This is a genomic window from Nakamurella sp. PAMC28650, from assembly GCF_014303395.1.
Lineage (GTDB): Bacteria > Actinomycetota > Actinomycetes > Mycobacteriales > Nakamurellaceae > Nakamurella.
The window spans coordinates 338,327-353,080 of record NZ_CP060298.1; the positions used below are offsets into that span (position 1 = coordinate 338,327).

12 protein-coding genes and 3 pseudogenes are annotated in these 14,754 nt (G+C 64.7%); 6 read left to right on the forward strand and 9 right to left on the reverse strand.

Features of this window, described 5'->3' with window-relative positions; all coding sequences use genetic code 11:
• The first annotated feature begins 15 nt into the window (after positions 1-15).
• Positions 16-1,428 carry an IS66 family transposase gene (locus tag H7F38_RS01495; protein WP_187092553.1) on the forward strand — a complete coding sequence of 471 codons (1,413 nt, stop codon included), beginning with the start codon at positions 16-18 and terminating at the stop codon, positions 1,426-1,428.
• A 96-nt stretch (positions 1,429-1,524) separates the two neighbouring features.
• Here H7F38_RS01495 and H7F38_RS01500 read toward each other — a convergent pair whose 3' ends face one another.
• Positions 1,525-2,769 (reverse strand): ISL3 family transposase, encoded by a 1,245-nt coding sequence (locus H7F38_RS01500; protein WP_187092554.1) that lies wholly within the window; start codon positions 2,767-2,769, stop codon positions 1,525-1,527.
• 78 nt (positions 2,770-2,847) lie between these two features.
• Positions 2,848-3,336, reverse strand: coding sequence for a hypothetical protein (locus tag H7F38_RS01505; protein WP_187092555.1), 489 nt, complete (start codon positions 3,334-3,336; stop codon positions 2,848-2,850).
• Between the two features lie 190 nt (positions 3,337-3,526).
• Here H7F38_RS01505 and H7F38_RS01510 point away from each other — a divergent pair, with 190 nt between their 5' ends.
• Entirely contained in the window at positions 3,527-4,930 is a 1,404-nt protein-coding gene (locus tag H7F38_RS01510) for a Mu transposase C-terminal domain-containing protein (RefSeq protein ID WP_370531284.1), read from the forward strand.
• 26 nt (positions 4,931-4,956) lie between these two features.
• Complete coding sequence (locus H7F38_RS01515) at positions 4,957-5,805, forward strand: AAA family ATPase (protein ID WP_187092557.1); 849 nt, start codon at positions 4,957-4,959, stop codon at positions 5,803-5,805.
• A gap of 234 nt (positions 5,806-6,039) precedes the next feature.
• Here the strand turns inward: H7F38_RS01515 and H7F38_RS26365 are convergent.
• Together H7F38_RS26365 and H7F38_RS01525 are read right to left on the reverse strand one after the other, a co-directional pair.
• Positions 6,040-6,234: pseudogene (locus tag H7F38_RS26365) on the reverse strand (IS3 family transposase); the annotation flags it as partial.
• A gap of 68 nt (positions 6,235-6,302) precedes the next feature.
• A complete protein-coding gene (locus tag H7F38_RS01525; RefSeq protein ID WP_187092558.1) occupies positions 6,303-6,551 on the reverse strand; it encodes a hypothetical protein in 249 nt (82 codons plus the stop codon).
• Between H7F38_RS01525 and H7F38_RS01530 the strand changes: the two genes are divergently transcribed.
• A protein-coding gene (locus H7F38_RS01530) for an IS3 family transposase (RefSeq protein WP_187094410.1) occupies positions 6,544-7,715 on the forward strand; the annotation gives its coding sequence in 2 pieces (ribosomal slippage) (positions 6,544-6,796 and positions 6,796-7,715; 1,173 coding nt in all). The genes H7F38_RS01525 and H7F38_RS01530 overlap by 8 nt on opposite strands.
• A 51-nt stretch (positions 7,716-7,766) precedes the next feature.
• On the opposite strand, the pseudogene H7F38_RS01535 reads toward H7F38_RS01530, so the two are convergent.
• A pseudogene (locus H7F38_RS01535) lies at positions 7,767-7,922 on the reverse strand (transposase); the annotation flags it as partial.
• A gap of 130 nt (positions 7,923-8,052) precedes the next feature.
• On the opposite strand from H7F38_RS01535, the pseudogene H7F38_RS01540 reads away from it, so the two are divergent.
• Positions 8,053-8,224: pseudogene (locus H7F38_RS01540) on the forward strand (integrase core domain-containing protein); the annotation flags it as partial.
• Between the two features lie 110 nt (positions 8,225-8,334).
• Here H7F38_RS01540 and H7F38_RS01545 read toward each other — a convergent pair.
• The 4 genes from H7F38_RS01545 to H7F38_RS01560 are packed head-to-tail and all read right to left on the reverse strand — an operon-like array spanning position 8,335 to position 13,856.
• Entirely contained in the window at positions 8,335-10,626 is a 2,292-nt protein-coding gene (locus tag H7F38_RS01545; RefSeq protein WP_187092560.1) for a glycoside hydrolase N-terminal domain-containing protein, read from the reverse strand.
• On the reverse strand, positions 10,623-12,086 hold the full coding sequence (locus H7F38_RS01550; protein WP_187092561.1) for a Xaa-Pro peptidase family protein: 1,464 nt from the start codon (positions 12,084-12,086) through the stop codon (positions 10,623-10,625). The genes H7F38_RS01545 and H7F38_RS01550 overlap by 4 nt, the downstream gene beginning before the upstream one ends.
• Positions 12,086-12,649 (reverse strand): aconitase X swivel domain-containing protein, encoded by a 564-nt coding sequence (locus H7F38_RS01555; RefSeq protein ID WP_187092562.1) that lies wholly within the window; start codon positions 12,647-12,649, stop codon positions 12,086-12,088. Before H7F38_RS01555 ends, H7F38_RS01550 begins: the two co-directional genes overlap by 1 nt.
• Positions 12,624-13,856 carry an aconitase X catalytic domain-containing protein gene (locus H7F38_RS01560; RefSeq protein WP_187092563.1) on the reverse strand — a complete coding sequence of 411 codons (1,233 nt, stop codon included), beginning with the start codon at positions 13,854-13,856 and terminating at the stop codon, positions 12,624-12,626. The genes H7F38_RS01555 and H7F38_RS01560 overlap by 26 nt, the downstream gene beginning before the upstream one ends.
• Positions 13,857-14,029: 173 nt before the next feature.
• On the opposite strand from H7F38_RS01560, the gene H7F38_RS01565 reads away from it, so the two are divergent.
• The gene (locus H7F38_RS01565; RefSeq protein ID WP_187092564.1) at positions 14,030-14,752 is read left to right on the forward strand and encodes a FadR/GntR family transcriptional regulator; all 723 of its coding nucleotides are present in this window, start codon (positions 14,030-14,032) and stop codon (positions 14,750-14,752) included.
• Positions 14,753-14,754: the final 2 nt, after the last annotated feature.

Sequence of the window (14,754 nt, forward strand, 5' to 3'; positions counted from 1 at the left end):
TGCGATAATAATGGAATGACGCAGCCGACGTACGCCGAACTGGTGGAACTGATCGTCGAAATGCGCACCGAACTGAACATCCTCCGCGCCGAGAATGCGGCATTAAAGGTGCGGGTCGCGGACCTGGAAGCACGGTTGCGGACCAACTCGCAGAACTCCTCGAAGCCACCATCGGCGGACGGACCCGGCAAGGCGAAGACCAGGTCGCTGCGCACGCCGTCCACACGCAAGCCCGGCGGACAGGACGGGCACCGCGGGCAGACTTCAGCCCAGGTCGCCGACCCGGATGTGGTGATCCGCCACGAACCGAGCTGGCGCACTGGCTGCGGATCGGATCTGGCCGATGCGACCGAGGTTGGCTGCTCACGCCGGCAGGTCTTCGACATCCCGCCGATCAAAGTGCACGTCACCGAACATCAGATCATCAGCCGCCGCTGCCACTGCGGGAAGACCTCGACCGGCGACACACCCGCCCAGGCGGGCGGACCCGTGCAGTACGGGCCGGTGATGTGCGCGGTCGTCATCTATCTGTTCATGGGGCAGTTCCTGTCCAAGAAGCGGACCGCCCAGGCCATCAGCGAACTGTTCGGCATTCCTGTCTCTGATGGCACCGTCGCCGCGGTGACCAGTCGCGCCGCCGGTGACCTGGGCGAATTTTTGGCCCAGGTCACCGCCCGCTTGAAATCCTCTCCGGTGGTGCACTTTGATGAGACCGGGCTGCGCTGCGAAGGTCGCAACCACTGGCTGCACTCCGCGTCCACCCCGGCCTTCACCAGACTGTTCTTCCACCGCAGACGCGGTACCGAAGCGATGGCCAAGATGAACATCCTGCCCGGCTTCACCGGCACCGCCGTCCACGACGCGTGGGCACCGTATGACACCTACACCGCCGCGCGGCATGCGCTGTGCAATGCGCATCTGCTCCGCGAGCTACAGGCCGTCACCGACCACCACCACGCCAGCAACACAGACCTGCCCGGCGCCTGGTGCTGGGCGCAGCAAGTCCGCGACGCGCTGCTCACCCTGCACAAAGCGGCCGCCGCCCACCCCGACACCCCCGTCGACCAGGCGGTCATCGCCGCCGAAACCGTCAAGATCCGGCACGCCCTCCTCGCCGCCACCCACCCCGACGGCGCCATCGGCCGCAAACACCGAGCACTGGCCCGCCGCATCCACCGCAGAGAAGTCGACTACCTCAAATTCGCCTCCGACCCGGCGATCCCGTTCACCAACAACCCCGCCGAACAAGAGATCCGCATGACCAAGATCCGACAGAAAATATCGGGCACCATGCGCACCGAAAAAGGAGCCGGACACTTCGCGGACCTCCGCTCCTACCTACAAACGACCGCAAAACACAGCGTACCAGCCCTGGCCGCCCTCACCCAGCTGACCAGCAGGAACCCCTGGCTACCCGCCCACACCTGACCAGTTACCTGGTGCGTTGGGCTGGCCGGAAATTCAAACGGTTACGCGGATTCAATCGGGCCTATAACTGGGTCTCCTGACGTTTTCGTGGGTGGTTTAGCGTCCGGGAAGCGGCGGGCATAACCCGCCGCGGGTGAGCATTGCCATGGCTATCAACGCTTCTGGGCTGTGAAAGCCGTACGACCTGCGGGTCAAGGCCCGTAGGTGGGTGTTGGTGGCCTCGGATTGGGCGTTGCTCATGTGGTGGATCAGGGTGTTCCAAATCAGCTGCTGGAACCGCTTCAACGTTGCGGCCAGGGCGATGAACCCGGGGAGTTGGGAGCGGCGGGCCCAGGCGATCCAGCCGGCCAGCAGTTCACGGCCGGCCTGGCCCTTGACCTGGAACACCGCGCGCAGTTGCTCCTTCAGCAGATACGCCCGATACAGATGCCGGTTGGTCTGGGCGATCGAAGCGAGGGACCCGCGTTGCTCCGGGGACAGGTCCGCCGGGTTTTTCAGCAATGCCCAGCGGCTGCCCTTCACCGACGACGCCTGCGCAGAGCTACTCCTACCCCGCAGCGTGTTCCACGTCTGACGACGGACCTTGTCCAACTCCCGGGTGGCCCACCCCACGATATGAAACGGATCCAATCCCAGCACCGCCTGCGGCGCGCGGGCCGTCACGGTGTCGTGGATCCACTGCGCCCCGTCGGCCGAGACGTGCGTCAACGCCGCCGCCCGGTCCGGGCCGAGCTCGTCGAAGAACCGACCCAGGGTGTCGCTGTTGCGGCCCGGTGCGGCCCACACCAACCTGCCGGAGTCTTGATCGACCACGCACGTCAGATACCGCTGGCCTTTGCGGTGGGAGATTTCATCGATGCCGATCCGCTGCAGCCCCGCGAGCACGTCCCGGCCGGCCAAACCGTCGGCGACGACGTGCTCGATGATTGCGCTCACGTGCCGCCACGACGTCCGCATCAACTGCGCCACCACCGACGAAGCGGTGTGCGCCGCCAACCACGCGCACTGGTCCTCAAACGCTCGGGTTGCCCGCGCGCCGGGTCGGGCCCACGGCACCGCCGCGACGACCACCCCGTGCGTCCGGCAGTTCACCCGCGGAGCCGCAGCCTGCAGGAATACCATCGTCGACCCCCAGTCCAGCGACCGCCACCGCCGGGTTCCGCCGCCCTGGTCATAGCCCGGCCGTCTACGCCGGCATCGACTGCACCTACTCCGGGCGCCCTTCGTCGCACGCACCGAAACGACCAGCACCTGCCGGTCGTCGGCCTCCTCCCACGCCACATCGCACACCTGCAGTTGCTCGACACCGAGCAGCTTTCGCCATATCGTTACACCGCGCACACCGTGCTCCTGGATAGTGACTGACCCTAGATAAGCCAGAACCTATACGCAGCCCGGTGTGTCGCCCACAACCAGGGGTCAAACCACCCACGAGAACGTCACAAGAGCCGAATTGAGGGCATCGCAGGACACCGAGACGACAGGGCCGGCTGTGGGCGGCGCCGGCGCCATGGTCCACGTTGCGCCGCGGTAGACCGCAGTGCGTCCGGAAGAACTGGCCGCGACGCAGAACGTCGCCGACGAACAGGAAACGCTCACGTAGCCGGTGGACGAACCGAAGGTCTGCTGCTTCTTCCACCCCGATCCGGTGTTGAACGTGTAGGTCTGGCCCTGCCATCCCCCGGCGAGGCAGAGGCCCACCGCGGGGCAGGACAAGGTCAAGGGCGTCTCGCCGCCGGGCACGAAGTATTCCCCGAGCGACTTGGTGCCATCGAAAATCGCCGACAGGCCCCCATGTCCCACCACTAAGCAGAAGGTCACCGTCGCGCAGGACACCGGGCTGAACGCCCCGTATTGCTCGTCCGTCAGCACGTCGACGTTGGGTCCCCAACTGGTTCCGTTGAACACCCGAACCATTTTGTCGCCGCGGTATCCGACGCAGAATGTGTCGGTGACGCAAGAGACCGAGGTCATCGGATCGCCGATCGTCGCTTGTTGTGGCGCGCTCCAGCTCGCGCCGTTGTACACCGGGTGCCAGTCGGAGCGGTGGTCGGCGTAGGGCGGTGACGAGATGCCGAGCTTGGAGGAGCGGTTGGCGGTGCTCAGTCCTCACTTGCACGACGCGGTGCCGTTGACTGTTGCGGCGAAGGCGGCGGGGGTTTCGACGCGGACGGCGCGGCGGTGGCTGGCGGGTTATCGGGCGGAGGGCGCGGCTGCGTTGGTGCGGTCCGGTCGTGCTGATAACGGCGGGTGGCGGATTCCGGCGGAGCTGGTGGAGTTGATCGAGGGGTTGGCGTTGCGTCGGCCGCCGCCGCAGATCGCGCAGGTGCATCGCAAGGTGGTGGAGGTGGCCGCGGAGCGTGGTCTGCGTGCTCCTTCCTACAACTCTGTGCGGCGGGTCATCGGGCGACTGGACCGGGGGCTGGTGGCGCTGGCCCATCACGATCCCGACGTCTACCGCGATGAGTTCGAGCTGGTGCTCCGCCGTGAGGCGGCCTATGCGAATGATGTGTGGCAGGCCGACCACACCGAACTCGACGTACAGGTCCTGGACGAGTCGGGTCGGGCGGTGCGTCCGTGGTTGACGGTGATCCTGGACGACAATTCACGGGCGGTCGCCGGTTTCACCGTGTTCCTGGGCAACCCGACCGCGGTGCAGACGGCGTTGGCGCTGCGGCAGGCGATCTGGCGCAAGACCGACCCGCGGTGGCCGGTGTGTGGGATCCCGGCGACGCTGTACTCCGACCACGGCGCCGATTTCACCAGCACCCACATCAGCCAGGTGTGCGCTGACCTGCGGATGCAGCTGATCCATTCCACACCGGGTGTGCCCCGGGGCCGCGGCAAAGGGGAACGGTTCTTCGGCAGCGTCACCACCGAACTGCTGCCCACCCTGGCCGGGCACATCCCGCCGGGCAACCACGGCCGGCCGGTCACCCCACCGGTGTTGACGCTCACGCAGCTCGACGAAGCGGTCGGGGAGTGGATCGTCGGCACCTACATGCAACGCCGGCACCCCGAAACCGGCCAGCCGCCAGCCGAGCGGTGGACAGCGGGCGGGTGGCTGCCCCGGATGCCGGAGTCGTTGGAGGCGTTGAACCTGCTGCTGCTGACAGTGTCGACGCCGCGGAAGGTGCAACGTGACGGCATCCACCTGCACGGGCTGCGGTACTTCGCCACCACATTGGCGCCCTACGTCGGGGAAGCGGTGGCCATCCGGTACGACCCGCGGGACTTGGCCGAAATCCGCGTCTACCACCGGGATGAGTACCTGTGCCGAGCCGTCGCCCCCGACATCGCCGCCGCCACCATCTCCATGCACGACCTGCAGGCCGCACGGAACGAACGCCGCCGGGAGCTGCGGGAGCACCTCACCGCCCGCCGCAGCCTTGCCGAAATGCTCAACGCTCCACGGCCGATAGCTGGTCCGCCGGCTGGGGCCAAGACTGTCGCGCCGCCAGCACCAGCCAAGCCTCGTCTGAAAATGTACCGCGAAGACTGAACCACCAGCGAAAGGTGCATCGGGCCATGGCAGAACAGATTGAGTGGGTTCCACGGCCGCGCCCGCCGCGCCGGCTGGTCGAGTTCCAGGTGACCAAACAGCACCGCCGGTTCGTCGAGTTCGCCGACGCTGTCCGCCGCCACCGCTACATCGGCGCCTGCTATGGCGCGCCCGGCCTTGGCAAGACCCTGTCGGCTCGCACGTACGCCGGCGCAGACGACTACGACGAGTGGGACCGGGACCGATACAGCCGCCGTACCGCCCTACCTGCCTCGCTGGTCGCCAGCCGCACCCTGTTCTACACACCCTTGGTGCACATCACCGGCCGCCGACTGAACCTCGAGGTCGACATGTTTGCCGGTTCCCTCAGCGCCGACATCAACAGGGCCCTGAACCCCAACTGCCAACCGGACATCGACGAGGACGTCGACATCCCCTACCTCACCGAGCTGGTCATCATCGACGAGGCAGACCGGCTCAAAACCAACGCGCTCGAGCAGCTCCGCGACTTCTTCGACCGCAATGACGTCGGACTGATCCTCATCGGCATGCCCGGGTTCGAACGGCAGCTCGCCCGCTACCCCCAGCTCTACAGCCGCATTGGCTTCGCCCACCAATACCGGCCCATCGACGCCGAAGATGTCCCCACCGTGCTGGCGCACTACTGGGCGGAGCTCGGCCGCATCTACGACCCCGCCGACCCGGTCGATGCCGAGTCGGCCAACGCGATCACCACCATCACCGGCGGAAACTTCCGCCTCATCGAACGGCTCATGACCCAGATCGCCCGCGTCATGGCCATCAACGAGCTCGACACCATCGCACCCGAAGTCGTCCACGCCGCCCGGCAGATGCTCGTCGTCGGCACCCAGTAGGACAAATAATTTGGCGAAAGGGTGCCAGATAATTTGGCGATTCACACCGCAGGTCAGATACGTGATGTCCGAAGCCCAGACCACATCGACTCGTCCCTGATCGAAGTGCCGGTTCACCAGATCCGGCGGCATGAACGCCGACCGGTCCACGACCGTCGTGGGCACCTTGAACGTCCGCGGACTGATCCCGGCGATGCCGTGAGCAGCCATGATCGCCGCGACCGTCTTCTCCGTCACCAAGGTACCGGCCTCCCGCAGCTCCGCGGTGATCCGCGGCGCACCGTAGGTCCGGTCCGAGTCCCGGTGGATCGCCATGATCTTCACCAACAGATCGGCCCGCCGCACGGTGGCCGCGGACGGGCCCTGACCGGTCGCCCGCCGGCACCAGGCATAAAACCCCGACGGTGACACCGATAAATTCCGGAACATCACCGACTTGTTGGAACCAACACCGGAATCGATGCTCGCGCACTCCGCTGCGATGAACTCGAAGTAGGTCACTTCGGTTGCATCGCGGCAAAGTACGCCGAGGCTTTTTTTAAGAATGCAACATCCTCCGCCTGGTCCTGCAGTTTTCTGTCCTGTTCGGCGATGCGCCGACGCAACCGAGCTAATTCGGCCCGTTCCGTTTCGGTCAACTCTTCCTCGACCGGGGCCGCCTCCGCGGCACCCTGAGCAGCCCGGTACTTCCCGGACTTGGACCCCCAAGTAGAATCGCCGGAAAGGATCGGAGAAATGGTGAGCAAGTTTCGAGGCAAGTACACCCCGGAGTTTCGGGATACGGCCGTGCGGGAGGTGACCGACAAATCTCGGCCCATCGCTGACGTTGCTCGCGAACTGGGCTTGGTGGAGCAGACCCTGCGGAACTGGGTGGCGGCCCATCGCGAGCGTCACGGCGGCGACACGCAGGAACTGACCGTGTCGGAGCGGGCGAAGCTGAAGGCGTTGGAGAAAGAAGTGCGTGAGCTTCGTATGGAGAACGAATTTCTGGGAAAAGCAACGGCCTTCTTCGCCAAGAAATCGCAGTGAGCAGAAAGTATGCATTCATTGCGAGTGAAGAAGGCCACTACCCGCTGCACCTGATGTTCCGCTGGGCGAAGGTGTCGAAGTCCGGCTTCTACGAGTGGAAGGGTCGCGGGCCGTCCTACACCAGCCGGCGCCGCACCCATCTTGCTCGGCTGATCACGGCGTTGTTCGAGGCCTCCGATGGGACCTACGGCTACCGTCGGGTACACGCTGACCTGCTGCGATCGGGCTATTGGGCTGATGACGACACGGTCCGGCAGATCATGCGGGAGCTCGACCTGGTGCCATGCCAGCCCCGTCCGTTTCGGCCGGTCACTACCATCGCCGGCGACACCGGTCAGACCCCTGACCTGGTAAAACGGCACTTCAACGCGGTCGTGCCGGGTACGAAGCTGGTCGGTGACATCACCTATATCCCGACCTGGGAGGGCTGGCTGTACTTGGCGACCGTGCTGGACTGCGCTACGAAGAAAGTCGTCGGCTACGCAATGGCAGATCACATGCGGGCATCGCTGGTGGTTGACGCTCTGAAAATGGCCGCACGTAATGTCAGGATTGTTCCCGATGTCAGCATATTTCACAGTGACCGCGGAAGCCAGTACTGCTCTCAGGACTTCGCTGACCTCACTACCCACCTCAAAGTTCGTCGGTCGGTAGGACGAACTGGTGTGTGTTATGACAATGCTTGGGCAGAATCATTCAACGGCACACTGAAAGTGGAAAGGGTGAATCGTACTAGTTATCCGACCCGTGAACAGGCGGAGATGGACATCACGCGGTACATTGAATTAAGATACAATCAGGTTCGGTTGCACTCGGCGCTGGGATACATTACGCCCAACGAAGCAGAGCAATGGTGGTTGGCCAACAACTCCGCAGCGTAGTAGTCACCGTTCTACAGTCCGGAAAACGGCGGGCGGCTCACCCTGCCGAATCCGTTCATCACGAACCCACCGCCCCAACAACTGCTCACCGACCCCCAAATCTCGGGCCACCTCAGCAACCGTCCGACCGGTATCGATCACCCGGTGCGCTGCCTCCACCCGGTACTCCGCAGTGAACGACCTCCGTGTCCTTGCCATGAAACACATCCTCCCAGCCGGCCCACCAGGGAGCCCGCTTCGGATGTCCACCAGACCAGGGGAACCCGAGGTCTCTCACCTCCACTCGCACAAACAGCACCTCATGGCGCACATCCACAGGTCTTGATTATTCCTCCAAGTATTCCACCGTGGCCCGTACCGGACCATCGGCGACGTCGAGTACGCCACCGCCGGGGTGGGTCGATTGGTACAACAACCGCCGGCTGCACTCCAGCCTTGACACGGTCCCACCCGCCGAACATGAGCAGGCCTACTACGCTGCACTCAACCGAGAGCAGCAACCCGTATAGGTGCGGTACAGAACCTGGGGCGGTTCAGTCTGAGTAGCGTTGAAAACTCGTCCATGATTGCCCAGTTCGTGGCCCGGACCGGGGTGTCCACATCTGTGGTCCATGTGTGTTTAGGTTTGGATAATGTACGTTGACCCAGCCGAGGTGGGGAATTGGGTGACACCGGCAGCATGTTCGGTGGCTATGGCGACACCGTCGCTGGTGATGGTGAGTGGTTCCGGCGATCCGATTGAGCAGGTACGCCCACCGGCCGAACTGATGCGCGCGCGGTCCAGCTGGCCGCGTGACCAGGTGAGGTCGACTTCGAATCCGCCGCGGGCGCGCAGGCCATGTACTTCACCCTGCGGCCAGGCGGTGGGTAGGGCTGGAAGGAATCGGAGGGTGCCGCTGTGCGATTGCAGCAGCATTTCGGCGATGGCCGCGACCATGCCCAGATTGCCATCGATCTGGAAGGTGGTCAGCGGGTTGGTACCCTGTGGCGGGTGGGTGTCGAACAGGTTGTCGACCGTCCGCTCGCGCAGCAACCTGTACAACGCATCCCTGGCGAGATCCCCTTCTCCGAAGCGGGCCCACAGGCAGGCTACCCAGGCCAGGCTCCAGCCTGAAGCGCCACCGCCGGCTGCCAGCCGGCGTTCCAAGGAGACCCGGGCGGCTGCGACCAGCGCGGGATCGGCCAGTAACTGGTCGTCGGGGTATATCCCGAACAGGTGGGAGTAATGCCGGTGTCCGGGTTCTATTTCCTGATAATCCTCCAGCCACTCGAGCAACTGCCCGTGTTGTCCCACTGCCGGCGGCGGCACGGTAGGTAAAGCGCGACCGATGCGTTCAGTCAACTCGTCGCTGTCTTCGAGGATGAGAGCGGCCTGAAGTGTGCGGCTGAACAGCCAGGTGGCAAGTTGGTTGTCCAGCGCCGGGCTCATGCACAGCGCGATCCGCACGCCATCGGTGTCGACATAGGCGTTCTCGGGTGAGACGGACGGCCCGATCAGCAATCGTCCTTGGTCGTCGGTGACGGCAAGGTCGAGCAGGAATTCCGCTGCCTCGCGCATTGCTGGATACGTTCGCTTCAGCAAGAATGTCTCGTCAAGTGAGAACTCGAATCGTTGCCACAGATGCCAGACCAACCACGCAGCGCCGGTGGGCCACAGCCCGCAGTAGACGTTGTCCAGTGGCGCGGTATCGGCCCACAAATCAAGGTTGTGATGGACTACGAAGCCTTTGGCGCCATAGTGGACCTTCGCCGTTTCCGCCCCGGTTACGCGGGCGCGGTCGATCAGGTCGAACATCGGCTCGTGCGTGTGCGTCAGATGTGACACCTCGGCCGGCCAGTAATTCATCGGCAAGTTGATGTTGGTGGTGAACTTGCTGTCCCAGGCGGGCGTAAAACTCTCGTTCCAGATTCCCTGGAGGTTGGCCGGTTGGGTTCCGGGGCGGCTGCTGCCGGCCAGCAGATAGCGGCCGAGATCCATTTGAGTCACGAGCAAATCATCGTCGGTATCGCCGGCCCGTACCGCGGCAAGTCGCACGTCGGTTGCCCGAACCTCGTCCTGGTCACCGAGCCCCAGTTGCAGCGACATTCCGCTGAGCATTGCTCGATGATCGGAGATGTGACGCTCGCGAAGAACGGCGAATCCCGTCGCTGCAGCTTTTCTGGCCACGGACTCTGCTTGATCGGTCAGCTGGTCGCGGCCGAAATCGGTGTCGGCCGCGATGATGAAGGTGACCGCGGACCCGCCCTTGACCAGCAGATGGTCCCCGAGGACAGACACTTGCCCGCTCTCGGACGCAGCGAGCACGACCGCTTCGAACTGCACGCCGTAGGCGCCGGCTTGGCCGAACAGGCGCAACATGTCGCTGCCGATGGCGACAGCATCGCCGTCGTAGCGTCGGGTGATTTCGGCGCCCAGTTGCAGTGGCAGTGGGCCGTCGTGCTCCACTCTGACCACGATGACGTCGTCGAGGGCGCTGGCAAATATCTCGCGTCGGATCCGGGTGTTGCCGATGGTGAACTGAACCGACGCGATGCCCGTGGTCAGGTCGAGTTCACGCGAATATGAACTGGCTAGCGCCTCATGCTGGTCCCGGCTGAGCAGGGTGAACTGACCCATCGTCTGATAGGCGCTTTGCCAGTGCGGGGTGCCGAAGGAGACTAGTTCGGCCAGAAATTGAGCGTCTCTGGGCTGCCCGGCCATCAGTAGTCGGCGGACTTCTGCCAGATGTGCCTGGGACTCCGGGTTGTTCCGGTTCTTGGGCCGTCGGGTCCAGATTGTCTCCTCATTCAGCTGAATTTGTTCCTTGTAGACCCTGCCGTGCACCATGGCACCGAGTCGGCCGTTGCCGACCGGTAACGCGCCGAACCATTCACCGGCGGGCGATCCGTACCACAACCGACGCCCCGTCATCGGTTCCGTCCGTGCTGGGCGACCACCACGGGCGACGACTGCGCCGTCGACCAACTGCGGGTCGGGAAAGCCTGTAGGAGGCCGGGTTCCTTCATCACTGCCTCGATCTCATCGCAGTCCAGCGGCGCAGCGGCGGTGAAGACTTCGCAACCGTCCTCGGTGACGACCAGGGTGTCCTCGCAGCGGATATACCCCTTCTCCTGTTCGACCCACAACATCGGGTCCACCGAGAGCACCGTTCCTACCTCCAACGGTCGCCCCCGGTAGCCGCCTACGTCGTGAACGCTCATGCCGACCGGATGCGAGAGGTGACCACGAAAGTCCAGCGCGCCGCGCGCCGCTCTGCGGTGGACGTCCGAGGTAAAGTTGGTCTGATCCACAACCGGTGACATCACTTCGGCCACATCGTCCATGACGTCGTCGGCCAGCACACCCGGTCGTATGCGGGACAGCAGTTCGCGATGATACCGAACGATAAACCCGTAGAGCGCACGCTGGGTGGTGGAGAACGTCCCGTTGACCGGCCACATCCGGCCGATGTCGCTGGTGTAGTAGGCAAAATCTGGCGCAAAGTCCATCAGCACCAGATCGCCGTCTGCGAGCCGGCCGCTCTGCCGACCGTAGTGGCCGTGCCAGGCATTGGTGCCGCCCGCGACGATGGCCCGGTAACCGTCACCGCGGGCTCCGCCGGCGGCAAACACAAATCCGGCAGTGGCGGCCAGTTCGTATTCATACCGGCCTGGTTCGGTCGACCTCATGGCTTCGGTCACTCCGGCTGCGCAGAGCTCACCGGCCCGGCGCAGCAAATTGATCTCGTCGATGTCCTTGTGCGCGCGCAACTCGTCCAACAGGGGGGAGAGGTTGTCGATATGAAGTTCCGGAAAGGCACCGCGCAATCGCCGGATGAGCGCTGCCGGTCTGGTGATCGGCGTCATCCACGGGTCAGACAGCGCGGATCCGACGGCGGCGAGCACGTCGTCGCGGCTTTCAGTTCCCAGCTCGGCCGACCGCAGGGGGACGACGAGCCGCGGGTGGGTTGCGCGTTCGACGTAGAACGAGAGGTCACTACCGAGTGTCTCCAGCGGCCGGACGCGCTGCACGCCGACGAGCGCGGTGACTTGATCCGGATCGTCGCAATGCAGATAGGCACCTTGCACCCGGGCCGTCGACTCGTCCAGATGCGGCAGGTACAGGGTGGAGGCGCCGGTCCCCCCGGCGATGGTGAGGTAGGCGTGCGGGACCTCGATGCCGCTGAGGTGGTACATCTCGTTGGTCTGCCGGAACAGACCTGACCCTGAGGGCTTGGGTGCGCCCTGCAGCAATGCGATCGATCCAGCACCGATGCGTGTCGAAACCGCGGTACGTCGGCGCTCCAGCGCTGCAACAGAAACTGTCTGTTGATACAGCGAGGGCAGACCCTGCAGGGGCTGGCCGGTCGGGTTGGTGTGCGGTCCGTTCATCAGGCGATCTCCTCGATCTCGGATGGAAGTGTTCGAGCGGTGAAACGCTCGCCTTCTGCGGATGTGGTGTGGGCGTCAATGGGCTGCGTTTGGCCAGGTTCGCCTGCGGGCCAGATCTGGAGGTTGCCGGCGCCGGCGGTGATAGCGCTGGTCCCGGCCTCAGCGCACAGCTGGGCCCAGTCGCCGGTGCGCAGCTGGGCGAAGACGGACGCTGACAAGACGGCCACGGGGCAGTACAGCCCATAGGTCTCGGCGGCGACGATGACACCGAGGCTCAGAATGAGGTCCGGCTCGGCGAGCAGGACGGCGGCCGGTCCGTTGCCGTTGCGCAGTACCTCGGCCAGCACACTGGAGCCGGAACTGGATCCGCGGCCCGCGCGCATCGCAAGCACTCGCCCAGCTAATCCGGCGCCGTGCTGCGGATGGTGCACATCGATGATGGCCCCGGTTCTGCGGTCCACGCCCCCCCAGAACGACAGCGGCGCGGTCAGCACCACCAGTTCGCCGCTACCCACACCCGGGTGCAGCGGGCGCAGGTCAGTTGAGGGCCCAGTCAGGATCATGGCGTACCGCCTTTCCGTTGCACGCCGTCGTCACGCATTCGGAGAGGCTGGCCATCACCACCTCGACATCCAAATTTCCTGGCGCGTAGTGCGCCCACTTCGCCGAATTCGTCATCACAGTGCGATGCCCGGCACGCAGGACAGGGGTGATGTAGGTGCACGTGTCCGTGACGAACTGCACCCCAGCCTGCTCGCAGACTTGGCTGATGCCGGCGGCGGTCGCCTGGGCCAGGACGGTTCGGCCGGTGCAGGCGTAGAAGTCGACGTCAGGATGGATCCGCCGGCCGTCCACCAATTCGGCCAGCCTGGTCAGCTCCGTCAGCGAGCAGTGCGGAGTGCCGATGCTCACGGCATCGATCAAATCCCCCGTCGCGGTGATCAGCTCGGCGCGCGCCGCGGCGAGGTCGTGGCGGGTCAGCCGCACCCATTCGACGGCGTCCGCATCGGTCAGGACGGATTTCAGGTCCGGTGCCTCCGGCGTAGTGCCGACTGCATGGAACAGCCCAACGCCACCGGACGACGCGGCCGCCGCGCCGAACGCCTTGAGCGCATCCTCATCGAGGTGGGGCAGCCCAACTATGGCTGGAACGCCGGTGCCGCAGCGTGCGCCGACCAGATACCCCAGAACAGCAGCCAGGATCTCGCTGTGCAGCATCGGAGGCGGGAGTGCCGAAACATCGAAGACCATTGTTGCTAAACGATTTTCATCCAGATGCAGGCCCGATAGCGGGGCTAGACCGGTGATTGCCGCGCAGATGTCGAGAAAGTCGCCGTACCGATCGGTCCTGGCGCCGAGCACCGAGTTGGCGAAGACGATGGCATTGGACTCGGCCCAGGCCACGTGCTCGCCAAAGCCCGGCCGGGAGTCGGCTTGGTAGGGCGCGCAGGTCCAGGTCGGCCTGCCGCCCATCGCGACATAGGCATCCATCAGCCGACGCCCATTGACCATCGTTTCGGCGTCACCGTGCACCAGACGCGGATGCAGTAGGTCCAATGAGGACACGTTCAGCGTGGTCGGCACTGTGACGGCTGCGCCGTGTCCGACCAATTGCTCCGCGAAGTCGAGCCCGGCCCGCCCGTGGTAGAGGCAGGAGTCGATATGAGCGGATCCGATGGGGATCAGTTCCTTAGCCCCGCCTACCTCGCCGACCCCGACAATCACCCGCATGGCCGTGGCCACCGCTGGTCCAGCCGAGCCGGCCAGCATGGCCCGTTGCTCCGCGGTCAGGTTCAGGGTGCTCACGATGTGACACACACCGGCTCGGCCGATTTGTTCGGTAATATGACAACCGGGTCGACGGTGAGTCGCCGATCGAGACCACGCCCGGATGGAGCAAAGATCCGCGGCTGATTCGAGTTTGCAGGAGGGTTGCACGCACCGTGTTCACAGCGTTGAACAACGAAACACTGTCCAGCCGCGTCGGCCGGGAGCTGATCCGCAGCATCGTGTCCGGCCGTTTCCCGCCGGGTGAGCTGCTGCCCACCGAGGAGCAGCTCTGCTCGGAGTTCGGAGTGAGCCGATCCGTGGTCCGGGAAGCGATGAAGGCCGTGACCGGCGTCGGCATGGCCCGCAGTCGACAGGGTCAGGGCACCGTGGTGTTGGCCTCGACCAGCTGGAACAACTTCGCCACCGAGGTGGTGCAGGCCCGCCGGGACACCGGAGCCATCGGCGATGTGTTGTCCGAGGTGTTGGAACTGCGCACTGTTATCGAGGTGCAGGCGTCCGGCTTCGCCGCGGAGCGAGGTAGCGACGAGGATCTGGATCGGATGTCCGAACTGATCGAGGCGATGCAAGCTGCTACGGGCGACACAGATGTCTTCATCCGTCTCGACGTAGAGTTTCATGACGAGATCCTCCGCGCGAGCGCCAACCACCTGATCGTCAGCTTGTTCGGGCTCCTGCATCCGCTGTTGCTGGCCGCGCGAGAGATCGGTGTCCACCGGCAGCAGCAGCCGGTGGGTATGAACAACGCTGTGATGGAGCACTGGAACATCCTCGAGTCCATCCGCAGTGGCTCGGCGCCGCGGTCCCGGCAAGCGATGGTCGAGCATCTGGCCAACTCCGCGGCCCGCGAAACCACGACAACAGCCGGTGTTGCCTAAGC